23 protein-coding genes are annotated in these 23,611 nt (G+C 44.8%); 10 read left to right on the top strand and 13 right to left on the bottom strand.

All coding sequences use genetic code 11. The features are described 5' to 3' along the window. Positions 1-2 precede the first annotated feature (2 nt). Positions 3-971 (bottom strand): 1,4-beta-mannosyl-N-acetylglucosamine phosphorylase, encoded by a 969-nt coding sequence (locus BACFIN_RS10375; protein WP_004306232.1) that lies wholly within the window; start codon positions 969-971, stop codon positions 3-5. 21 nt (positions 972-992) lie between these two features. Further along, positions 993-2,318: an MFS transporter gene (locus BACFIN_RS10370; RefSeq protein WP_007752999.1), complete on the bottom strand. Its 1,326-nt coding sequence runs from the start codon at positions 2,316-2,318 to the stop codon at positions 993-995. A gap of 286 nt (positions 2,319-2,604) precedes the next feature. On the opposite strand from BACFIN_RS10370, the gene BACFIN_RS10365 reads away from it, so the two are divergent. The 3 genes from BACFIN_RS10365 to BACFIN_RS10355 are packed head-to-tail and all read left to right on the top strand — an operon-like array spanning position 2,605 to position 9,506. Then, entirely contained in the window at positions 2,605-5,775 is a 3,171-nt protein-coding gene (locus tag BACFIN_RS10365) for a UvrD-helicase domain-containing protein (RefSeq protein ID WP_007753002.1), read from the top strand. Between the two features lie 22 nt (positions 5,776-5,797). Continuing rightward, positions 5,798-6,601, top strand: coding sequence for a KilA-N domain-containing protein (locus BACFIN_RS10360; protein WP_007753005.1), 804 nt, complete (start codon positions 5,798-5,800; stop codon positions 6,599-6,601). A gap of 31 nt (positions 6,602-6,632) precedes the next feature. Next, on the top strand, positions 6,633-9,506 hold the full coding sequence (locus tag BACFIN_RS10355; RefSeq protein WP_007753013.1) for a PD-(D/E)XK nuclease family protein: 2,874 nt from the start codon (positions 6,633-6,635) through the stop codon (positions 9,504-9,506). Positions 9,507-9,601: 95 nt separating this feature from the next. On the opposite strand, the gene BACFIN_RS10350 is transcribed toward BACFIN_RS10355, so the two are convergent. From BACFIN_RS10350 to BACFIN_RS10325, 6 genes are all read right to left on the bottom strand, one after another. Next, positions 9,602-10,735, bottom strand: coding sequence for a hybrid sensor histidine kinase/response regulator (locus BACFIN_RS10350; protein ID WP_007753021.1), 1,134 nt, complete (start codon positions 10,733-10,735; stop codon positions 9,602-9,604). A 10-nt stretch (positions 10,736-10,745) separates the two neighbouring features. After that, positions 10,746-11,687 (bottom strand): UDP-glucuronic acid decarboxylase family protein, encoded by a 942-nt coding sequence (locus tag BACFIN_RS10345; protein ID WP_007753023.1) that lies wholly within the window; start codon positions 11,685-11,687, stop codon positions 10,746-10,748. A gap of 151 nt (positions 11,688-11,838) precedes the next feature. Further along, on the bottom strand, positions 11,839-12,381 hold the full coding sequence (locus BACFIN_RS10340) for an IbrB-like domain-containing protein (protein ID WP_007753026.1): 543 nt from the start codon (positions 12,379-12,381) through the stop codon (positions 11,839-11,841). After that, positions 12,378-13,679 (bottom strand): DUF3440 domain-containing protein, encoded by a 1,302-nt coding sequence (locus BACFIN_RS10335; protein ID WP_007753028.1) that lies wholly within the window; start codon positions 13,677-13,679, stop codon positions 12,378-12,380. The genes BACFIN_RS10340 and BACFIN_RS10335 overlap by 4 nt, the downstream gene beginning before the upstream one ends. Before the next feature lie 7 nt (positions 13,680-13,686). Further along, positions 13,687-14,094, bottom strand: coding sequence for a hypothetical protein (locus BACFIN_RS10330; protein ID WP_007753030.1), 408 nt, complete (start codon positions 14,092-14,094; stop codon positions 13,687-13,689). A 115-nt stretch (positions 14,095-14,209) separates the two neighbouring features. Next, positions 14,210-14,611 carry a hypothetical protein gene (locus tag BACFIN_RS10325; RefSeq protein ID WP_007753033.1) on the bottom strand — a complete coding sequence of 134 codons (402 nt, stop codon included), beginning with the start codon at positions 14,609-14,611 and terminating at the stop codon, positions 14,210-14,212. 234 nt (positions 14,612-14,845) lie between these two features. On the opposite strand from BACFIN_RS10325, the gene BACFIN_RS10320 reads away from it, so the two are divergent. The 3 genes from BACFIN_RS10320 (at position 14,846) to dnaB (ending at position 17,439) form a co-directional block, all read left to right on the top strand. Then, positions 14,846-15,148, top strand: a complete 303-nt coding sequence (locus BACFIN_RS10320) for a DUF4248 domain-containing protein (protein ID WP_007753036.1) — start codon at positions 14,846-14,848, stop codon at positions 15,146-15,148. Positions 15,149-15,433: 285 nt separating this feature from the next. Next, positions 15,434-16,051: a hypothetical protein gene (locus BACFIN_RS10315; RefSeq protein ID WP_007753038.1), complete on the top strand. Its 618-nt coding sequence runs from the start codon at positions 15,434-15,436 to the stop codon at positions 16,049-16,051. 8 nt (positions 16,052-16,059) lie between these two features. After that, positions 16,060-17,439 carry a replicative DNA helicase gene (gene dnaB / locus BACFIN_RS10310; RefSeq protein ID WP_007753040.1) on the top strand — a complete coding sequence of 460 codons (1,380 nt, stop codon included), beginning with the start codon at positions 16,060-16,062 and terminating at the stop codon, positions 17,437-17,439. Between the two features lie 195 nt (positions 17,440-17,634). Here the strand turns inward: dnaB and BACFIN_RS10305 are convergent, their stop codons facing one another. Then, positions 17,635-17,898 carry a DUF4248 domain-containing protein gene (locus tag BACFIN_RS10305; RefSeq protein WP_007753044.1) on the bottom strand — a complete coding sequence of 88 codons (264 nt, stop codon included), beginning with the start codon at positions 17,896-17,898 and terminating at the stop codon, positions 17,635-17,637. 193 nt (positions 17,899-18,091) lie between these two features. Between BACFIN_RS10305 and BACFIN_RS10300 the strand changes: the two genes are divergently transcribed. The 4 genes from BACFIN_RS10300 (at position 18,092) to BACFIN_RS10290 (ending at position 20,351) form a co-directional block, all read left to right on the top strand. Further along, a complete protein-coding gene (locus BACFIN_RS10300) occupies positions 18,092-18,598 on the top strand; it encodes an HU family DNA-binding protein (RefSeq protein WP_007753046.1) in 507 nt (168 codons plus the stop codon). Between the two features lie 43 nt (positions 18,599-18,641). Continuing rightward, positions 18,642-18,743, top strand: coding sequence for a smalltalk protein (locus tag BACFIN_RS22655; RefSeq protein ID WP_007760013.1), 102 nt, complete (start codon positions 18,642-18,644; stop codon positions 18,741-18,743). A gap of 13 nt (positions 18,744-18,756) precedes the next feature. Beyond that, the gene (locus BACFIN_RS10295; protein ID WP_007753047.1) at positions 18,757-19,215 is read left to right on the top strand and encodes an N-acetylmuramoyl-L-alanine amidase; all 459 of its coding nucleotides are present in this window, start codon (positions 18,757-18,759) and stop codon (positions 19,213-19,215) included. A 140-nt stretch (positions 19,216-19,355) separates the two neighbouring features. Beyond that, positions 19,356-20,351, top strand: coding sequence for a Fic family protein (locus tag BACFIN_RS10290; protein ID WP_007753057.1), 996 nt, complete (start codon positions 19,356-19,358; stop codon positions 20,349-20,351). Here BACFIN_RS10290 and BACFIN_RS10285 read toward each other — a convergent pair. The 4 genes from BACFIN_RS10285 to BACFIN_RS10270 all read right to left on the bottom strand — a co-directional run bounded on the left by BACFIN_RS10285 (position 20,341) and on the right by BACFIN_RS10270 (position 23,605). After that, on the bottom strand, positions 20,341-21,093 hold the full coding sequence (locus BACFIN_RS10285) for a WecB/TagA/CpsF family glycosyltransferase (RefSeq protein WP_007753061.1): 753 nt from the start codon (positions 21,091-21,093) through the stop codon (positions 20,341-20,343). The two genes, BACFIN_RS10290 and BACFIN_RS10285, sit on opposite strands and share 11 nt — an antisense overlap. 39 nt (positions 21,094-21,132) lie before the next feature. Then, the gene (locus BACFIN_RS10280) at positions 21,133-22,161 is read right to left on the bottom strand and encodes an acyltransferase (protein WP_149933243.1); all 1,029 of its coding nucleotides are present in this window, start codon (positions 22,159-22,161) and stop codon (positions 21,133-21,135) included. Between the two features lie 90 nt (positions 22,162-22,251). Further along, on the bottom strand, positions 22,252-22,455 hold the full coding sequence (locus BACFIN_RS10275) for a hypothetical protein (protein WP_007753066.1): 204 nt from the start codon (positions 22,453-22,455) through the stop codon (positions 22,252-22,254). After that, a complete protein-coding gene (locus BACFIN_RS10270) occupies positions 22,448-23,605 on the bottom strand; it encodes a glycosyltransferase family 4 protein (protein ID WP_007753068.1) in 1,158 nt (385 codons plus the stop codon). The genes BACFIN_RS10275 and BACFIN_RS10270 overlap by 8 nt, the downstream gene beginning before the upstream one ends. Positions 23,606-23,611: the final 6 nt, after the last annotated feature.

Consider the following 23,611-nt stretch of genomic DNA (forward strand, 5'->3'; position numbering starts at 1 on the left):
TATTAAATGATACTTGTCCGTTTAGTAAAGTCGATAATCTCTTTAATATATCCGAAGGCCATACCCACAACAGTGTCGGCGGCGCCATAATAAACAGCTACACGTTCTCCATCCTGCAATGCGGCACAAGGGAATACTACATTCGGCACATCTCCCTGCAGTTCGTACGGGGCAGCCGGACCTAACAAATATTCGCGGGTACGATACAGCACTTTTTCCGGATGATCCTTATCGAGTATGGCAGCTCCCATTGCATAGCGGAAACCGTTGCAGGTAGTAATCACACCGTGATAGAACAGCAACCAGCCTTCATCCGTAAGGAAAGGAACTGAACCTGCACCAATCTTCGTACACTGCCAGGCGCTTTCCGGGAAAGGAGTCACTTTCATCACGCAACGATGTTCTCCCCAGTACTTCATATCCGGGCTATAACTGATATATATATCACCGAACGGAGTATGCCCGTTATCACTGGGACGACTCAGCATGGCATATTTACCGTCTATCTTCTGCGGGAAAAGCACACCGTTACGGTTGAAAGGCAGGAAAGCATTTTCGCATTGGAAGAACTCCTTAAAGTCGAAAGTATAAGCAATGCCAATGGTAGGACCATGATAACCGTTGCACCAAGTCACCCAATAACGGTCTTCAATCCACGTCACACGGGGGTCATATTTATATTCCGATTCGATCATCTCCGTGTTGCCGGCTTTAAACTGAATAGGTTCATGATTGATATCCCAATGAATTCCGTCCTTACTAAAACCTGCAAAGATATTCATCTGTACAGCTTTGTTATCACAACGGAATACGCCTGCAAAACCATCCTCAAAAGGAACGACGGCACTATTGAAAATACTATTGGATGAAGGAATATGATAACGTCCGATAACTGGATTTTGTGAGTAACGCCACATAACGTCCGTACATCCGACAGGACGATCTTCCCAAGGAATTTGAATTTTATTCATGATCTTTGATTGTTTATATTGTTATTTTTTTGAATCGTCATACGTAAACGGTATGAAATAAGTAATCAGAAAAGCCGGTATAGTTGCTATCAGAACATAAATAAAGAAGTTCCGGTAGCCCAGCAGGTCACTGAAATACCCGCTAACCATTCCCGGGAGCATGACTCCCAGATTCATGATTCCTGATGCAAAAGCATAATGCGACATCTGGTGTTTTCCCGGAGCAATCTGTTGCATCATAAACAACGTCAATCCGACAAACCCGAAGCCATAGCCAAAATACTCCATCGTAATGCACGTTCCTATCAGATACACATCGGTAGGCTGCACCACCGCAAGGAAAGTATAAGCCACAAACGGAAGATTGAAGATGCAGCAGAGAGTGAACAAAGTCTTCTTCAATCCGAACTTAGATACATAAATACCTGCCAACAGTGAACCTAACACGAAAGCGGCAGAACCAAAAATTCCGTTCAATGTACCAATCTCCTTCAAAGACAGTCCCAACCCGCCCGCTTCTCTCGACGCACGCAGAAACAGCGGAGCAATCTTCATTATGAATCCTTCCGCCAAACGGTAGAGGATGATGAAACAGATATAATAAAGAATATGCTTTTTAGTAAAGAAATTAGCAATCACACCTACCAATTCCCGTCCCACTTCCGAAGTCGTTTTTTTCGTTGTTGAGGGAATCTGTGTAGAAGGCAGTACCTTTATATGATAGATACCTATCAATACCATTATCACTGCGATTACTGCGAAAATAATCATCCATGCAGACGAATACGCACCTTTATTGGCATCGATTGAAGCTCCCTCTATCGCCCCGAAATGTTCCGCCAATGCACCTGCCATAGCGACCAGTCCACCGTTAGCTACCAGTTTGGCTACATTATAGAAAGCACCTTGCACACCGATATATTTCGCCTGATCCTCTTTGTTCAGTTCCGCCATATATACACCGTCGCAAGCAATATCATGTGTCGCGCCGCTAAAAGCAATCACCGCCATCGTCGAAATACTGATAGCGAAGAAATAGTCGAAGAATAAAGAAAAAGCCACCACTCCAAACAACACTCCGCTCAACAATTCGGTCACCAGTACGAAGAATTTCTTTGTCCGGAACATCTCAAGAAAAGGGCTCCACAAGAATTTCAGCGTCCAAGGCATCATAATAAGGGAAGTCCAGAATGCGATTTGTGTATCCGACACTCCCAGATCCTTAAACATAAATACGGAAACCAGATTAATGGCAATAAAGGGAAGTCCCATTGCAAAGTAAGCAGTGGGAACCCAGCAAGCCGGGTTAATAGTCTTTCGTTGAGAAGCAGTTTTATTCTGTTGCATAAATCATAGTATATAGATGAATAAACTCATTTTTCTGACCAATCTATATATAGTACAACTAAAGGGAGGAAACTACTAACGTCTTCCCTTTGTTTTTTTCATTTATTATCATTTCAACCATGCGCTCACTTAATCTTTTCACGATGTAAGATTACTCCTCCTAAAAAAATCTCGTGTTTTTATTTCTTTTCTCTACTTCTTTTCCTTATTTTTGTCTTACATTTATTCCTATTCTATTTCGGACCGGACTTTATGAAAAAATTCTATTAACAGATTTACAATAAGCATGAGTGAACTTTTAGTATATAAGGCTTCCGCCGGTTCGGGTAAAACGTTTACCCTTGCAGTGGAATACATTAAATTATTAATCCTCAATCCGCGTGCCTACCGTCAGATTCTGGCCGTTACCTTTACCAATAAGGCAACGGCTGAAATGAAAGAGCGTATTCTCAGCCAGCTATATGGCATTCAGATAGGTGACAGAGATTCCCAAGCCTATCTCGACCGGATAAAAAAAGAAACCGGAAGGGCGGAGCAGGAAATACGGGAAGCGGCGGGAGTCGCTCTCGGCTATATGTTGCACGATTACAGCCGTTTCCGGGTGGAAACCATCGACTCGTTCTTCCAATCCGTCATGCGTAACCTGGCGCGGGAACTGGAACTCAGCCCGAATCTGAATATCGAGCTGAACAATACCGAAGTACTCAGCGATGCGGTAGACAGCATGATTGAGAAACTCGGTCCCACCTCTCCTGTCCTCGCGTGGCTGCTGGACTATATCAACGAACGGATTGCCGATGACAAGCGTTGGAATGTATCGGATGAGGTGAAAAGTTTCGGTCGCAATATCTTTGACGAGGGCTATATTGAAAAAGGAGAAGGACTTCGGAAGCGGTTGCGCAATCCGGACACCATCAAGGAATACCGTAAGCAACTGAAAGAGCTGGAAGCCGAAGTGCTGGAAGAAATGAAAGGTTTCTATGATCATTTTGAGGAGGAATTGGAAGGCCATGCGCTAACCGCCGACGATCTGAAAAACGGTTCACGCGGAATCGGCAGTTATTTCCGTAAACTGAATAATGGTATCTTAGGAAACGATATCCGCAATGCGACTGTGGAGAAGTGTCTGGAAGATGCAAAGAACTGGGCGGCAAAAAGTTCTTCCCGCTACGCGGACATCATCGCTTTGGCAGATTCCAGTCTGATACATATCCTGGAGGATGCGGAAAAGCTCCGTTCAAAAAATAACCTGTTGCTGAACAGTTGCCGACTGTCTCTGCAACATCTCAATAAAGTGCAGCTTCTTGCCAATATCGACGAGGAAGTGCGCCAACTGAACCACGATAACAACCGTTTCTTATTGTCGGACACCAATGCCCTGCTTCATCAATTGGTGAAAGACGGTGATTCCTCTTTTGTATTCGAAAAGATAGGAACCAATATCCGCAACGTGATGATAGACGAGTTTCAGGATACCAGCCGAATGCAATGGGGGAATTTCAAACTGCTTTTGCTCGAAGGGCTTTCGCAAGGAGCGGACAGCTTGATTGTGGGAGATGTCAAACAGTCCATTTACCGTTGGCGGAATGGTGACTGGGGGATTCTGAATAGCCTGAACGACCGCATTGAGCATTTCCCCATCCATGTAAGGACATTGGCTACCAACCGGCGGAGCGAAACCAATATCATCCGTTTCAACAACCGTATTTTTACTGCCGCCGCCGATTATCTGAACGGGATATACCGCAGTCAGTTGGGCGAAGACTGCAAGGATTTGCAGAAAGCCTACGCTGATGTCGTGCAGGAATCTTCCAAGAAAACGGAAAAGGGTTACGTGAAGGTTTCGTTCCTCGAACCCGATGAGGAACATGACTATACCGAACAGACATTGATCAGCTTAGGTGAAGAGGTGAACCGTCTTCTCTCCTCCGGCGTACGGCTGAATGATATAGCGATTCTCGTGCGGAAGAATAAGAACATTCCCCGCATTGCCGATTACTTTGACAAGGAGCTGCATTATAAGATCGTGTCGGACGAAGCTTTCCGCCTTGACGCCTCGCTCGCTATCTGCATGATGTTGGACGCCTTGCGTTATCTCTCCGACGGGAACAACAAGATAGCGCGTGCCCAACTTGCTGTGGCTTATCAGAACGAAGTGCTGCGGAAAGGGCTGGACTGGAACACGCTCCTACTCCTTCCCGTAGAGAATTATCTTCCTGCCGCATTCCTTGAGAAGCTGGAAGAACTGCGGTTAATGCCTCTCTACGAACTTTTGGAGGAACTTTTCAGTATCTTCGAGATGAACCGCATCAGCGATCAGGACGCTTACCTGTTCGCCTTTTTCGATGCGGTGACGGATTATCTGCAAAGCAACTCTTCCGAGCTCGACGGATTCATCCGCTATTGGGACGAAACGTTGTGCGGCAAGACGATTCCAAGCGGTGAGGTGGAGGGTATCCGCATCTTCTCCATACACAAATCCAAAGGATTGGAGTTCCATACGGTACTTCTTCCTTTCTGCGACTGGAAGTTGGAGAACGAGACGAATGGTCAGCTTGTGTGGTGTACCCCGCAGGTGGCCCCGTTCGATGGGCTGGATATCCTTCCCATTAATTATTCCACACAAATGGCGGAATCTATCTACGGAGATGATTACTTGAACGAACGCCTGCAACTTTGGGTGGATAACCTGAATCTGCTCTATGTTGCCTTCACCCGTGCAGGAAAGAATCTCATCATCTGGAGCAAGAAAGGCCAAAAGGGTACAATGTCGGAAGTATTGGCGAATGTTCTTCCGGTAGTGGCGCTGAAAGAGGATATAGAATGGGACGAAGAGTGTTACGAGCAGGGTGAACTTTGTTCTTCGGAAGAAGAAAAGGCCAAGACTTCGACCAACAAACTTACTCAAAAACCGGAGAAACGTCCTATCCGTATGGAATCCATGCGGCACGACATCGAGTTCCGCCAATCCAACCGTTCTGCGGACTTTATTCAGGGCATTGAGGAGGAAGATTCCGACGATCGTTTTATCAATCGCGGCCGTTTGTTGCATACCTTATTTTCCGCCATTGAGACGGAAGAAGACATCGATTCCGCTATCGACCGCCTTGTCTTTGAAGGGGTTATCCGGGATGATGAAAAAGAGGGAATGGTGCGCGAAGTGGTGCAAAAGGCTTTCTCTTCCCCCGAAATACAGGATTGGTACTCAGGAGAATGGACGTTATTCAGCGAATGTGCCATCATCTACAAGGAGAAAGGTGTGCTGCAAACCCGCCGTCCGGACCGTGTGATGATGAAAGAGAATCAGGTGGTTGTAGTAGACTTTAAGTTTGGCAAGGAGAATCCTAAATATAACAAGCAGGTGAAGGGATATATGCAGTTACTTTCTAAGATGGGGTACGAGAATATTACCGGTTATCTGTGGTATGTGGATGAGGAGAGAATAGAAAAAGTATAAATACTGAGGAAAATTAAAATATATGGCTAAAATTAAAGTCCAAAATACAGAAGTAACCATCATCACATACGATGAGAAAGACTATATCTCCCTGACCGACATGGTACGTAATATAGAAAACGGGTTGGCTCTTATTGAAAAATGGTTACGCAATAAGAACACAATAGAGTTTCTTGGAATATGGGAAGAAATGTATAATCCTGAATTTAATTCCCCCGAATTCGAGGGAATTAAAAATGAAGCAGGGTTAAACCGTTTTATCCTTTCCGTAAAACAATGGGTAGAAAAGACTAAATCGAAAGGTATTATCGCCAAAGCAGGTCGTTACGGTGGAACCTATGCACACAAAGATATAGCTTTTGAATTCGCATCTTGGGTATCGCCGCAATTCAAACTCTATCTGTTAAAAGAGTTCCAACGATTGAAAGAACAGGAACAAGCCCAACTTGGATGGACAGCAAAACGAGAACTTTCTAAGATTAATTACCACATTCACACCGATGCTATTAAGCAAAACCTCATCCCTGCCGAAGTAACAGCCAAACAGGCGAGTATCATTTACTCTGATGAAGCTGATATGTTGAATGTAGCTATGTTTGGTATAACTGCCAAGATGTGGCGTGAACGATATCCTCAGCTCAAAGGAAATATACGTGATTATGCCTCTATTAATGAGCTGATTTGTCTTTCCAATATGGAAAATCTTAATGCCGTATTCATTGAACAAGGTATACCACAAGGTGAACGACTTATAAAACTCAACCAAGTGGCAATTCAACAAATGCGGGTATTAGAAGAGAATGGAAACAGAAAACTATTAAAATAATCAATATACATCCCACAATTATATATCCGATATGCAACCATTTCTCCAACTAGTCGCCCATGACTTATATACGAAAATAGGAAACGACCTGTCGCGCACCGTGCTCGTTTTCCCCAACAAACGCGCTAACCTGTTTTTTAACGAATACCTGGCAGAAGAATCCGACCAACCTATCTGGTCGCCTGCCGCCATGAGTATCAGTGACCTGTTGCAGAAACTATCCGTACAAAAGGCAGGGGATCCGATCCGTTTGGTCTGTGAGCTTTATAAAGTATTCAAAGAAGAAACCGAAAGTCGGGAGACGCTGGACGATTTCTACTTCTGGGGTGAACTGCTGATTAGCGATTTCGACGACGTAGACAAAAATATGGTGGATGCAGACAAACTGTTCAGCAATCTGCAAGACCTGAAGAACCTGATGGACGACTACGAATTCCTCGATGAAGAACAGGAAGAAGCCATCCGGCAATTCTTTCAGAACTTCTCCATCGAACGGCGTACCGAACTCAAGGAAAAATTCATATCCCTCTGGGACAAACTGGGTATTATCTATCATCGTTATCGGGAGAAGCTTGCCGAACTTGGCATTGCCTACGAAGGTATGCTCTACCGGAACGTTATCGAACAACTCGATACCGACCGGCTCAAATACGATAAATACGTATTCGTCGGTTTCAACGTACTGAACAAAGTAGAGAAAGAATTCTTCCAAAAGCTGCAAAAAGCCGGGAAAGCCATGTTTTATTGGGATTACGACCTCTTCTATACCCAACGAATCTCCAAGCACGAAGCCGGAGAATTTATCAAACGCAACCTCATCGACTTCCCCAACGAACTGCCGGAAAGTTATTTCGACATCTTCCGGAAGCCGAAAAAGATACGTTATATCTCTGCTTCCACCGAAAATGCACAAGCCCGCTTCCTGCCCGAATGGGTAAAAGCAACCCAGACTCACACAACGCAGATAGTCAGCGAAAAGGAAAATGCCATCGTGCTCTGCAACGAAGCCCTGCTCCTCCCCGTGCTTCACTCCATCCCACAGGATGTGCAAAACGTAAATATCACTATGGGATTTCCATTGGCGCAAACTCCGGTGTACAGCTTCATCAACGCAGCTATGGAATTACAGACCAACGGCTATCGACCGGATACCGGACGTTTCACCTACGAAGCCGTATCAAAAATATTAAAACACCCCTACACCCGGCAACTATCGGATCATGCCACCCGTCTGGAACGCGAGCTGACAAAGACCAACCGTTTCTATCCGCTCCCGTCGGAACTGAAAAAAGATGATTTTCTGACTATCCTTTTCACTCCGCAAAGCAATATCAGGGAGTTATGCGACTACCTGCTCCGATTAATCAAAAGCATATCCATCCTCTATCGCAAAGAAGGGGAATATGACGATATTTTCAACCAGCTATATCGGGAATCCATCTTCCAGAGTCACCTGAAAATAAACAGATTATACAGCCTGATAGAAAGCGGAGAATTAAGCGTGCGTACCGATACCCTGAAACGTCTTATTACTAAAGTGCTGACCGCTTCCAATATCCCCTTCCACGGAGAACCGGCTATCGGACTGCAAATCATGGGAGTGCTGGAGACACGTAACCTCGATTTCCGCAATCTTATCATGTTGTCGCTCAACGAGGGGCAACTTCCGAAAGCCGGTGGAGAGTCCTCCTTCATCCCCTACAACCTCCGCAAAGCCTTCGGTATGACGACCATCGAACATAAAAACGCAGTATACGCTTACTACTTCTACCGTCTGATTCAACGGGCAGAGAATATCACGCTGCTCTACAACACCTCTTCGGACGGACTGAATCGTGGCGAAGAGTCCCGTTTCATGCTGCAACTGCTGGTGGAAGGTCCGCACGAGATCACCCGCGAGTATCTGGAAGCCGGACAATCTCCGCAAAACACGCTGGAGATACAAATAGAAAAAACTCCGGAAATACTGAGACGGCTTTATCGTGCCTACGATACTGCCCAGCCCGAATCCGTCATCCTTTCTCCTTCTGCTCTCAACACTTATCTTGATTGTCGGCTGAGGTTCTATTACCGATACGTTGCCGGACTGAAAACGCCGGATGAAGTAAGTGCGGAAATCGATTCCGCCCTGTTCGGAACGATCTTCCACCTCTCCGCCCAACTGGCTTACACTGACCTGACAGCCAACGGAAAAATGATTCAGAGAGAGGACTTGGAACGTCTGCTGCGTGACGAAATAAAGCTGCAAGGTTATGTAGACCAAGCCTTCAAGCAGGAACTGTTCAAAGTCGCACCGGAAGAGAAGCCCGAATACAACGGTGTGCAGCTCATCAATTCCAAAGTAATCGTTTCTTACTTGAAACAGTTGCTTCGTAACGACCTCCAATACACTCCTTTCGAGATGGTCGCTATGGAGAAAAAGGTATCGGAGAAGATAACCATACAGACTGCCTTAGGCCCTTTAACGCTCCGTCTCGGTGGAACAATCGACCGCATGGACGCCAAAGAAGGTACATTACGTATCGTAGACTATAAAACAGGAGGAAGCCCGAAGATTCCTGCCAATATCGAGCAACTGTTCACTCCTTCGGAAACGCGTCCCAATTATATCTTCCAGACGTTCCTGTATGCCGCCATCATGAGCCGGAAACAGCCTTTAATGGTAGCTCCCGCCTTGCTTTATATTCATCGTGCCGCCTCAGAGAGCTATTCGCCTGTCATTGAAATGGGAGAACCCCGCAAACCGAAGATACCGGTGAACAACTTCGCTTTCTTTGAAGACGAGTTCCGTGAACGTCTGCAAGCTTTATTAGAAGAAATATTTGACGAGAAAGAACTTTTCACGCAGACAGAGGACATAAAGAAATGTGCGTATTGCGACTTCAAGGCAATCTGTAAGCGATAGACGAAAGTAGAATATACCAATAAAACAGGGCATGATTTACATATCTATGCAAATTATGCCCTGTTTATTATTTTTAGTCTGTATAATTATAACACTTACTTCTCCAGCAGCGGCACCGAGAAACTGAATGTAGATCCCTCTCCCTTCTTCGAAGTAAACCAGAGTTTGCCTCCATTCTTGACGATGAAATCCTGGCACAGCAGCAATCCCAGTCCCGAACCTTCCTCGTTGTTAGTGCCGAAGGTACTGAAATGCGTATCCGTATGCAGCAGTTTCTTTTGGTTCTCCTCATCGATGCCGCAGCCACTATCCTTCACGCTGACGATAGCCATACCGTCCTCCTCAGTCAGTGACACCAGCACTTCCGAGCCCTCATTGCTAAACTTGATTGCATTACTTATCAGGTTACGGATCACCGTCTTAAGCATATCTATATCCGCACGGACAACCACGGGCACCACAGGCATATCCTGCACAATTTTAATGTTCTTCAGACCGGCCACCATCGTAAAGATCTCACTTACACCCTCTACGACTTCCACCATATTGAGCTCCTGATAAACCACCTTCAACTTACCGATCTGGCTTTTCGTCCATTTCAGCAAATTATCGAGCAGTGAGAACACATCCTCAGTGGTCTGGTTCGCCATTGTCAGCAACTCATACATCTCCTCACCGATTGTCTCGCTGGGCAGATTCAGAATCAGCATATTCAACACCATCTTGATAGAACCCATCGGCGAACGCAAGTCGTGCGCAATCACAGAATACAGTTTGTCACGCCCCATGATCGTCTTACGCAACTCCTCCGTCTGCGCCACAATGATCCGTTTGGCGGCAACCAGCGAAATCTGGTGCGTCACACGGATGATCAGTTCCTCCTTATTGAACGGCTTGGAAATAAAGTCATTACCTCCCACCTGGAATCCCTTCACTATATCCGCCGTGCTATTCAGCGCAGTCAGGAAAATGATAGGAATATCAGACATTTCGGGATCAGCTTTCATCTGCTTCGCCACGTCAAATCCACTGATGTCCGGCATCATGACATCCAACAGCACAAGATCCGGTTTTTCTTTCTTCACCTGCGCCAAAGCCTCCGTACCGTTGCTGGCGGTTACAATCTGAAATTTCTCATTATTCAATAGCACCTTCAATAATAGTACATTTGAAATGACATCGTCCACAATGAGGACTTTATATTCGGAAGGATTAATTTTTACATTCATAATTATCACCTTATTTATTCGTTTTAGATCCCTTAAAATACTCAATCATGCGGCTCAGCCCATCTTCCAGTTCGATGGTAGGCTCCCAACCGAGTTTTTTCCTTGCCAGCGTTATATCCGGCTGTCGTTGCTTGGGATCATCGTTCGGCAATGACTTGAACACTATCTTCGAAGAAGAACCCGTCATGGCGATTATCTTTTTCGCCAACTCCTGTATCGAGAACTCATTCGGATTGCCGAGATTCACAGGACCGGTAAAATCGTCCTCCGTCTCCATCATCCTTATCATTCCCTCTATCAGATCATCGATATATTGGAAACTGCGCGTCTGCTTTCCATCTCCATATATCGTGATGTCTTCATTGTTCAATGCCTGCAGAACGAAGTTTGAAACTACCCTCCCATCGTTCGGCAGCATACGCGGACCATACGTATTGAATATGCGGATAATCTTCACACGTACATCATTCTGTCGATGATAATCCATAAACAATGTCTCCGCACAGCGTTTCCCCTCATCGTAGCAGGAACGGTACCCCACAGGATTTACGTTCCCCCAATAATACTCCGGCTGCGGATGCACAATCGGGTCACCGTACACCTCGCTCGTAGAAGCCTGCAACACCTTTGCATCCAGTCTCATCGCCAATCCCAGCATATTGATAGCCCCCATCACCGACGTCTTGGCCGTTTGTATAGGGTCATGCTGATAATGAATGGGAGACGCGGGACAAGCCAAATTGTATATTTCATCCACCTCTGCAGAATATGGGTAAGTGACATCATGCCGCACTACTTCAAAATGGTGATTGCCCATCAGATGAGCGATGTTGTCTTTCGACCCCGTAAAAAAATTATCCAGGCATATCACTTCGTGACCGTTGTTTATTAGCCGCGTACAAAGATGAGAACCAATAAAGCCGGCCCCTCCACTTACCAGAATTCTTTTCATTTTATGTATTCTATTGTTTACTAATATAGATGCTGTCTCTGTTTTGTTTATGGTTACAAATGTAACCGATTTGATTAATATATACAATTTTCAGAAAGGTTATTTTCTAAAAAAGACAAATTAACAATAGCATACATATCTAATTGCCTGGTTACAACACTTTACGCTCCGTTTCCGTCGGGGCAACTTCGTCCGGAATACTGAACTCATGATTGGCAAACAGGTCGGCAAGCCCGGAAATTTGTTTCAAACGCAACAATTCGTCTCGGTCCATACCGATATTCTTCATAATCCACTGATCCGACATCCCCGCCTTGTCAAGTTCGGCAACAATGTTGCACATCAACTCGATGTTGTGCATACCTCTCGCACGGTTGTGGCGGATGGTCGAGCTCATACGGTTGGACAGGTCCTTGTCTATCACGACAATCGGAAGCAGCCCGTTCTCGCGTTTGTAAATCCGTTTCGATGTCTTCAGTACCGTATAGCGGTGGTAACCGTCCACCAGGATATAGCGGTCGGCCTCCTTATCATAATAACATACGCAGGGCATCGTAAATCCATCCTCCCAGATAGACAGTTCGAGCAACTTCATTTCAGGCGGAGCCACCACATTCGGGTTATAATCGTTGGCATACACTTTTTCCACAGGCACCGCCTTTACCTCATAAACAGGGCTTTTATCTACACTCATGATACTATGATTCTATATTGTTCCATTATTTGACTTCTTTTGCTCATTTCCTCCTTTGTAGGCGAGAATCCCATATATTTGCAGGCATGGTCGTTCTTCAGGATGCAGATGCACATCCGCTTGTAGGTAGGTATCTCCTTGAATTCCGGGATGTCGATGTCATCCTGATATTCCATGCGCACGGGTTTCTTCAACGTTTTATAGTTGCTGTTGTCCATCACGACAATCGGCACTTTGGCGTCAATCAGTTTCTGGATGGTCGAGTCGCTCAGGCAGCCTCCTTTCGTCCGCCAGAAATTCACACTTACCGACAGTTTCCGGAGATAATTCTTCCGTGCCCGCTCCGGCAACGTGGACAGAAGGAAATACATAAACTCCCGCCATGTGTATCCTTCAGGAAGTTTCACCGACTGCCATCCCATAGCGTGGGTACCGCCATACATACCGGTGAAGTTGACTCCGTTCACCCGCCCGACCATCTTGCCCCAAGTGTTGGGATCGAGCACCCGGTAGAGTTGCAGGCTCTCCTGTGCCTCATTGATGAAAGGACTCGCTACGCGCTGGCGCTCCAGATTGACACCTGCCCGATAATACAGATCATACAGCGTATTGTAATCCCATTGGAACTTTCCGTTGGCCGTCCATACATCCGTCGTCTTCCAGTCATAAATAGGATACGCGTTGTAAATATCGTTACCTACTTTTGAAGTCCATTTATACTTATGATACATCTGGAATTTGCGGCTCATGTAGATGCATCTCCAGCGGTTGAAACTCTCTTGGGTACGGATTCCGATCAGGCAGCAGGTGCGCACCGCGTCCTTCTTATTATGCAGCCATTGCGCAAAACGCATCTGGAACTCGTAATCCCACATTGACGTATTATAAAAAGGGAAATCCTCCTTTGTCATCGCCTTCTTGGGCATGGAGCGTACCCATATATTCTTCTTGCTGTCCTCCCACGGACGCCAGAAAGACTGATACATAGATGTGCAGGTCGACACCCGGAAAGGAATGCATACTCGGTAAACATCCAGAATATCCTTATTGGCCTCCAGTATCCGGTCTACATAGTCGATGGTCATCTTATACTGGATCTCGTAATCCATGTGGAAGACCCCCAAACGTATTTTCAAATTATTTTTCCGGATATAATCAATACACATATTCAGCAATACCCCACTATCCTTACCTCCGGAAAATGATACATATATATTATCAAACTCGCTAAATATTACTTTCAATCGTTCTTGTGCCAGCTCATATACATTTTTAGCGCCTGCAACTTTTTTCCCCATAAGCCTCCTATCTATACATTTTAACGTAACGTGTCCATTTCTTATCCATGGATGTAAAATCGAACTTTTCGAATATTTCTTTGTCTTGTACAAGTGTGATGGAATGAAGCAGCCAGCTCTCAGGGCCGAAATCTTTTATTATAGCAGGCAGCAGATCAGACAAGATCTCTTCCCGCTCCGTATTTTCAGCTCCTACATAGTAATTGTTTATTACAGCCTTTTTCTTGCTTTTCTGTTCCACCGGGATAAATCCCTTCACTTCTTTTCCATCGACCGCGATATACCAGACGTAGTCTTCACCCGTTTTGAACGGATAATTGTTGTTGGCACGTATCACGTCAGGATCCATAACCAGAGGTGCCAGCAGCCGATATAAACGTTTGTCTTTTCCTTTTAATTGTATTATCTGTATCATATCATTCAAAAATGGACATACAAAAATAAGGAAAAAATATCAATTTAGTCATTTCTGTTCCTAAAACATTTGTTTTTCATGCTTTTATCTTTAGATTTCTATTTTATTCGTACTATCAGCTCACCATACTCCTTTCATTTTTAAAGTAAGTCAGTACGGTAGCGAAACTGAGATATTCCCTTCCGGGAGTGCGCGACCTGCTTCGGAACCGGTAGCGCGCAAAGATGATCTCGCACACCAGTTCATAATGCACGAACAGATTCAAGCGGTGCTGCAGAAAGTCGAAGAAACGGCTGAAAGAAGCAAAGTACTCCTTTATCTTATCATGAGTGATCACTCTCCGCTTGCGGCCTTTTTCCGCGCTTTTCATTACTTCCAGCACATATTCCAATTGCTTGATCTCCTCTTCCGTATGTTGCATTGTACATTTCATTTCCTCTATCTTCTCTTCCTGACGATGATATTGTTCCCTTTTCTGCTGTAAATGTTTTTGTGCCTCTTTTGTTCTTTTCGACATCCTAATTCCTTTATTTTTATTTAAACTGGGCACTACTGTCTATAAGAGAACAGAAATGCCATATAAAATCTAATACCGGGTGCAAATATAGAAAAGATTGTTTAAATAATTAGATTTTTATTTAAATATTTTCCAACTAATTTCATATTGAAATTACCGACAATAAAAATAACAGTTTATCCCATCATTCGGAGAAAGCATACTTTTGCGCCGTAATTAAATGAATAAAGGAACATGAAAATTAAATCCTATGACTGGCTGCTTTGTGGCTGCCATGCGTTGTCCGAAGTGGCAATCGCTTATTTTCCGAACTTTCAGTACAACAGTTCAGCGGTGCGAGCTTTTCGCCGGACGATAACAGAACACCCGGCATTGCCGCAACAACTGACGGAAGCGGGATTCACCCCGCACACCCAGACACTTACTCCCCAACAGATTGCCGCCATCGTGAGATGTTGGGGAACGCCTGCGCTGGTATATGAAATGATTAAAGAAAATCCCTATCTTGCCATCCCCAAAATGAGGAAAAAGATATAATGTATTTTAATACATTCTTTATTTATTATATATATTAGTTGCCGGATGGGGTGCCGGAACGCAAAAAACGTGCGTCCGGATTCCCCTTCCTACAAGGCGTTTGAGAGATTTTCAAGGGGTGCCGCGAGGGGTGCCGCTAAATATGGCCCCGAAAACCCCTCCCACGTATGGCATAAAGCCCCTCCGGGCGTGAGCCGAAAACATCACTTTGAACCGGAATGAACCGCACAATTGCCCGGTTCAAATAAACGGTATACCTTTGAGCCGAATTAATAATATTCAGTTATGAACAAATCAATAGCAGAAATGCTGAAAAAGGGCTACATCCTCTTCCCTAAAGTCTTATTCGAGGAACAAATGAAGATGACTAAAAACGCAACGGGCAGTTTCGAAGCGTTCATCTTGGTATTAACCCATGTCAATTACAGCACTGTGACGTGTCGCGTCAACGGTCAGACCTTCGAATGCCGGAGGGGAGAATCGGTGATCTCCCTCACCCACTGGGCGAAAGTGTTCGGATGGAAACTCAGCCGCACACGCCGTTTCTTCGATAGGATGTACGAAGAAGGGATCATTGAAAGAGTGGTCAATCCGTACATCACGCACATCCGTATCCCCGACTATGACTTGCTGATCGGACAGAGACGCCGTGAGGCGGCACGTGAAGAAACGGGTGGTGTCACCTTCGAGGTTTTCTGGGAGAAATATCACGAGGTAACCCAGAAACAAAGGGTCAATATCGGCCGTGCCAGACGGGAATGGAAGAAACTTTCTCCCCGCGAACGCAGTATGAGCATACGGCAGATTGACGAGTATTACGATCATCTGACGGATACGAAATACTGTATGCAGGCAAGCACTTATCTGTCGGACAAAGCGTTTCTGGATGAATATGATTATTGAAACGATTCATGGATGACATTGTAAATCCGCAGGACGCCGAGCTCGAGGAAATCGTACTCGGCGCCTGCCTTATAGAGAGCAAGGCGATCACATTGGTTGCCGGAATATTGCGCCCGGAAGTGTTCTACATTGAGAAGAACCGTGAAATCTATGCCGCCCTGCAGAGTATGTACCGTGCAGGGCAGGTCATAGACCTTATGACTGTAAAGGAAGAACTCACACGAAGGGGCAAACTCGACTTCATCGGAGGTCCTTATGCACTGGTAAGCATTACCACACGCGTAGCGTCCAGCGCACATCTGGAGTACCATGCCCGTATCCTGCAACAGAAGTATATCCGCCGTGAAGCGATCTTGGGATTCCATAAACTGCTGGCACAGGCTGCCGACGAGACAACGGACATAGCCGACACGCTGGCGGATGCGCATACCCTTCTCGACCAATTGGAAAAGGAATGCGGGATGTCCGAACATCTCCGTTCCATGCTGCAATTGATGGAGGATACTGTGGAACTGATAGAGACACGTGTCGCCTCGAACAAGAACGGAGTTACCGGCTTGCCGACGGGATTCAACGAGCTGAACCGCCTGACGTGCGGCTGGCAACCGGGCGACCTGATAATCGTCGCCGCCCGTCCGTCGGTGGGAAAGACGGCTTTTGCGCTGCATCTGGCACGTGCCGCCGCTTCCGCCGGTTATCACATTGCCGTGTACAGTCTCGAAATGCAAGGGGAACGCTTGGGAGACCGTTGGCTGCTGGCGGCTACGAAGGAGGTTTCTCCCGCCCACTTGCTGAGCGGGGCGCTTACTCCGTCCGAACTCCGGGAGGTCCATGAGGCATCGACGGAGCTGTCGCGCCTCCCTATTTACATCGACGATAATCCGTCGGTGAGCATGGATTATGTCCGCACGTCCGCCAAACTGCTACAAAGTAAGGGAGATTGCGATTGTCTTTTCATCGACTATCTGCAACTCTGCGACATGAAGAGCGACCAGCACAACCGTAACCGCGAACAGGAGGTGGCTCAAGCGAGCCGGAAAGCGAAAATGATAGCTAAAGAGTTGCATATCCCCGTGATACTTCTCAGCCAGTTGAACCGTAACGTGGAGGGACATCCCGACGGCCGTCCCGCTCTGAGCGACCTTCGTGAGAGCGGGGCTATCGAACAGGACGCTGACCTCGTACTGATGCTTTCCCGTCCCAGCCTGTCCGGTCGTGAGACAGACCGTAGAAGCGGTTACCCGACTGAAGGATTGGGAGTAATCGATATTGCCAAACATCGTAACGGACCTACCGGTGAGATTTACTTCCGCCACGACAAGAGTATGACGAAGCTGGTGGATTACGAGCCCGACTTGGAATGGATGAAGAAAAATACCACCCGTTAGGTGTCGGCCAGCCGGGAAATCGACTATGCGCAAACGACCGTATCTTTGTGTCTGATCGAGCGGTTGCCTGCTTGAAATCAACCGTATTTATCTAACAAATCGACCGCTCCTTTCAAGTGAAAAGAGCGGTCGTATCGTTCGGGAAGTACCGTTGTCTTATCCGGAAGAAGCAGTCGTTTTATTCTGAAAATGCAGTCAATTGATGTCCGGATGTCCCTGTGCCGGTACATATCCATCCGGCTCGCCCAGATAGCGCGCGATCAGGCGTACTTCCCGTGCGCTGAACATTTTCAGTTTGGGATGAAAATCTCCCGTTGCGAGCTCTTCCATCAGAGGGGTACAGTTGCGCATCCAACGGCGGAGTTTCGCCACAGACACATGATCGCTCAGCTTGGGGAAATACATCTTCGCCAACTCATTCTTATCGTAACATCTCACACGAAATTTTTCTTCTTCCATTTTCTATTGAGTTATTCTTTGGTTAATGCCATAAAGGTACTCTTTTTTATGCAATGAAGCAAATGTTCAGTCAAAAACAATAACCATCGTTCAGTGTCGTTCGGTGTCGTCCACTCCCCCTTTCGGATGTGGTATCTTTGCAGTGTAATCGATTACAGAACTATTAAAATTATCAATTAAAAAAATTAGATTTATGGCACAGAAGTATGTAGTGGTAGAGCGTAAGAATCCGTTGAAACCACAAGAAGCAGCTAAGTTTTATGCGATGGCACGCAGCAACCGCAGAGTGGATACGGACGAGGTAATCAGCCGTGTGTCGGAGCGTTCCTCTTATTCTATCGGTGAGTTGAAGGGTTGCATTACGGAGTTTTTGTTGGAGATGAAGAATCAGTTGGCGTTGGGTAATATTGTCCTTCTGGGCGATATGGGCAGTTTCCGTGTAACGATTGCCACCGGCAATGCAACGGAAACGGCAGAAAAATTTAAGGCGGCCACCTGTATCAAGACCTCGCGTGTCCGCTTCCGTCCGGGCAATATGCTGCTGGATATGTGTAAGGCGATGAAGTATACGCTGGTCAAAAAAGGGGAAAGCGATGAAGCGGTTGTCCCCGATCCGGACGGGAAGCCGGATGGCGGAAACGGTGGCAGTGGAAACCCGGACGACGGCAATAATGGAGAAGCTCCGGATCCGGCAGAATAAGATCTAGGATGTTTGGTGGTATTAATTTAAAAATTCAAGAATTATGAAAAAGTCTATTTGGAAACAAATTTTACAGATCATTATTACAGTAGCTACTTCAATCGTATCTGCTCTAGGTGTAACGTCTTGTATGGGACATATCTAAACGGCCGGATCGAATGAAAGAGTTGAAAGAGTTCTCGTTGAAGGAGGAATATGTGCCGCGCAGCATTCTGTATATCGTTGTGCATTGCAGTGCTACCCGTGCGAATATTCCCTTCACGGAGGAGCAGTTGCTCCAATGCCATCTGAAACGTGGCTTCAAATGTATCGGGTATCATTTTTATGTGACGAAGGATGGCGCGCTGCATCACACCCGCCCAATGAGTGAGATTGGCGCACACGCGCTCGGATTCAACCTGCACAGTTTATCGATTTGCTATGAAGGTGGACTGGATGAATTGGGTAAGCCGACGGATACCAGAACCGCTTCGCAAAAAGAAACGCTCCGCCGGGTATTGGGTGAGTTGAAAGGACTGTATCCCGAAGCTAAGATTGTAGGGCATTATCAGTTGAGCGCGAATGTTCATAAAGCGTGCCCATGCTTCGATGCGAGGAAAGAGTATGAAGATTTGTAGGAATAGCGGTTCCTCTTAAAATAAGAGGTATGTGGATAATAAAGGCGGTTCGGATGGATGAACCGCCTTTTTATTTTGTATAAACTGATATTTTTTCATATTTTTGTTCCATCTATTATGAACCGAATCATTCAACTGATATGTATACACCTCCTTTCACCATATCTGCTCATGCCATTAATCTGATTGCGGAAATATCCGGACAGATAGAACGTTATGCCATCCGTTTGGAACAGAGTGATGCGATGAAATTGCGAAAAGCTAATCGGATAAGAACAATTCACAGTTCGTTGGCCATAGAAGGAAATACTTTATCCGAAGATGAAGTGAAGGATATCATAGAAGGCAAGACTGTTATAGCGCCACTACGCCAGATTCAAGAGGTAAAGAATGCGATAAAGACGTATGAGTTATATAGCAGCTTGAATCCATTCAGTGTAGACGATTTATTAAAAGCACATGGTACGATGATGATGGCGCTTACCGATGATGCAGGCAGATTCCGACGTGGTGGCGTTGGTGTATTCTCTGAGAAAGGATTGGTCCATATGGCGCCTCCTGCCAATAGAGTTCCGGAATTGATAATCAATTTGTTCGAATGGCTTAAAGAGGCAAAAGATCATTTGCTCATTCGCAGTTGTGTATTCCATTATGAATTTGAGTTTATACATCCATTTAGTGATGGTAATGGAAGAACCGGCAGATTATGGCAATCACTCATATTAGGGAAATTACACCCTCTATTTGAACATCTCCCTGTGGAAAATATGGTGTATGCCAACCAAGAGGCTTATTATAACGCTATTCAAGCCAGCACAGCAGCAGCCAATTCCGGACCTTTCATTGACTTTATGCTGCAAGAGATTCTGGATGCTTTAAAAAATCATCAAGGAAGTCCTCTGCCCCAGAGCGAATACTCTGAAGTTCGGGATAAAGTTCGGGTTAAATTCGGGATAAGTTCGGGACAAATTATTGAGTTGATTCGTCATAACTCAAGCATAACACTTGACGAAATAGCTGACACTCTTTCTGTGACACGTCGTGCTATTGAAAAGAAAATCAAGGAACTTCGTGACGCAGGTTATATAAGGCGTGAAGGGAGTAATAAATCAGGGTGTTGGGTGATTATCGAATGAAATTGGTAGCAAGTTTCTTTTTTCTCCATTCCCGATACAACAATCCGGGAAGTGTATATACAATCCATCCGCAGCGTTTCAACTGTTTCTTAGGTTCACTAAAGATACGATAGACAAATTCAAGATGCATCTTAACCATCCAATGGGGAGCACGCTTCACGTCTGTCCCGCTATAAAACTTAAAAGCGGCTCCGACGGCAATCATCACTCCCCTTTTCAGATAAGGCTTCAGACGGCTCATGAATATCTCCTGTTTCGGAGCACCCAGAGCCACCCAGATGATGTCCGCACCATCTTCATCTATCATCCGTGCAATTCCGGGATAATCGAAGTCTTCTACATTACAAAACGGAAGTTCATAAAAAGTCATCCCATTGATACGTTCGTCAATCTGTGAAAGATGATAGCTAAGCCCTTGCAAAGTGCCCTGTGAAGTCCCCATGAAAAACATCCGGTACTTTTTCTGCCGGATGATGTCCATAAAGATTTCACTTCCGCAATACTGTTTCCGCTCAATTCCATAGAGCCAGCGCAGATAAAGCGGCACATAACTGCTGTCGCAAATAGAGAACATACTGCCGTTCACCACTTCCAGATAGTCCGGCTTCCTGTTGGCCGTGTTCAGTATAACCCCGTCCGCCACACAGATGTAGCCGGGAGAGGAAGTTTGCAGTTGGCGGTCGATGGAAGAGAAAACGCTTTGTTTGTCAAATTCGTAGTTGATGTTGAAGTATTTTTCCATAAAGAAAAAAGTATATAGTTACGTATATCCCATAGGTATTCACCGATAAGCAATCCGTTTTCTTGATGTATGGGATTCGGATAGTTTAAACAGCCATTCTTTTATTTGCGCCAAAACCAACGATGAAATAAATACCAAAGGAACAATCACAAAAAAGAACATTCCGAATTGAGACTGGTTGATAAAATAATGTTCCTTAAACCACGGATAATAAATTGCATCGAATATATAACAACACAAATAAACGTCCAGTGACAATAAAGAAACTTTGGTAAATATTTTCCTCATCAACGGAACTTGAATATCCCGCTGATAAACTAACAAAAAGAAGATAACGGCTATGATGGTCCCAAACATACCGGAAGGATCTCCCGCTATATGAATCAACGGACGATTATGGACGAACAATATATTGAAGACGGGATTAATCAAACAACATATTATAATTATTCCCCATCCACATAATGGATTAATTTTAGGCTGATATTCTTTTACATAACTCCCAATAAAGAAAAACATCAAAGGATAACAAGTCTGCCAGAATCCGGGAACCAGATGAAAGCCATAACGATTAAACAAATCAGGAATAGCTGTCATCGCAAACAATATCCCTATCCACACCATTTTCTGTTTTTGAGTGGGAATAGCCTTATATAAAAGATTTAAAAATGGAGTGAAAAGAAATAGACCAATCCACATCTCAATATACCACGCATAAGGGATTGCCGAGAAATCAAGAATTTTGAGTCCTGATTTGAATAATGAAAGATCCTCATACAAATAATATTTTCTAAAAACAAGGGTCAATATTGAAAAGAAAACGTAGGCAATCAGCACCTTCCATATTCCCCGATAGTATTTTTTCTCTGATACTTTATTTGTATTCAGGTATCCGGTCAGCATAATGAATAATGGAACTCCCGTTTGAAACAAAGGGATAATCCCTGCTTGTAGGAACAAGGATAAGCCTTCAAAATTAGTAGAGCGAAACGGAGTATGTAAGACAAAAAAGTGTCCGGCTATTACAAATAAGATTGCCAGACTTCTAATAATATCAAGACCAAGAATACGTAGTTTGGCACGCTTTTTGTCCCCCCCCCCTCAAAGTTACAGAGGTTTGTGTTTTCATTTTCATTATTCATTGATTTATTAGGGATTTTATTTTAAGTTCTTCCACTTAATTATAAATGTATTCACATCATTGTCTTCTGCCCATCCACTCTTTTCTGATTCTTCAATTTCTTTTTCAAATTCTTCGTCAGAAAAACAATAAGGCAATGGAGTATTACGCAAATTATCCCATTCGTGTATATCCATTGGCAAAAGCTCACTAATATCTAAATCTAAGGGCATATTATCCATAAAGTATCTTAGTAAACAATTCATCCCATTTCCTATAAACGACTTCCGATGAGTATTCTTTCCGGAGCTTTTCATAGGCTTTACGTCCAAGTTCCTCTGTTAATACAGGTTGATTCCACAAAGTCAGGACTTGTTTTTCCAAGTCATTCAGATTATTCGGTTCAAACAATCGTCCGATAGCACTCTCTCCTTTGCCTATAATTTCAGTAAATCCACCATGATCGGGACCGATACAAGGTTTGCCAAACTGTGCCGCCTCCAAAATAGCCATAGGAAAACCTTCATAACATCTACTCGGTATCACCACCAGACGGGCGTTCTTTATAAAAGATTCCAACTCCTTCCCCTTCAAATACCCCATTAATCGCACGTTCTCAGGGAAAGCGATATTAGTATCTTCTCTCTTTGCCCCTGCTAAACAGAATTGAATTTCCGGATGTTTGCGAGCTGTTTCCACCAACAAGTCATATCCCTTTTCGTAACTTAACCTGCCGATATATGCTACATAGCTTCCCAAGGTTGCTTCATACCCCGATGGTGCATCTATCGAATTGGGAATCACAACTATTTTGTTTTTATCAAATCCGGCTTCCATCAGTTTCTCTCCCTGAAACTCCGTAATACAAGCAAATGTATTTACATTATCTTTATATGCCCCCGTCCAGCGAGCGTATACATTTCGTAACGTATATCCCACAGATTTGAGATAGGAATGCTCACAGTTATATCGGATACAGCTCCACTCATTTCTCTTTTGTAGACAAACCTCACAAGGCTTGCCATTACGCATAAATAGCCCCGTCGGACAAATTAAACGGAAATTGTGAACCGTCATTACTACCGGTACTTTCGCCTTCTTACATTCAAATAAAGCGGCAGGGCTAATGAAAGGATAAAGATTGTGTACATTCACAACATCCGGCTTTTCCCGTTCCAATATCTCCCGCAAGCCCTTCACCCCTGATGGGGAATAAATGCCACAAAGGAAACCTTTTATCTTTCCGGATAAACTCTCACGACTCCTTTCTGTGGTTAAGCGATAGAAACACACTTCGTGTCCATGCTCACGGAACGTTGAAGCCATTTTATCAACCACAGCCTCTTCACCGCTATATTTACCGTAGTTGTTGTGGACGAGAAGAATTTTCATTAAAAG

Source organism: Bacteroides finegoldii DSM 17565 (assembly GCF_000156195.1).
GTDB classification, from domain to species: domain Bacteria; phylum Bacteroidota; class Bacteroidia; order Bacteroidales; family Bacteroidaceae; genus Bacteroides; species Bacteroides finegoldii.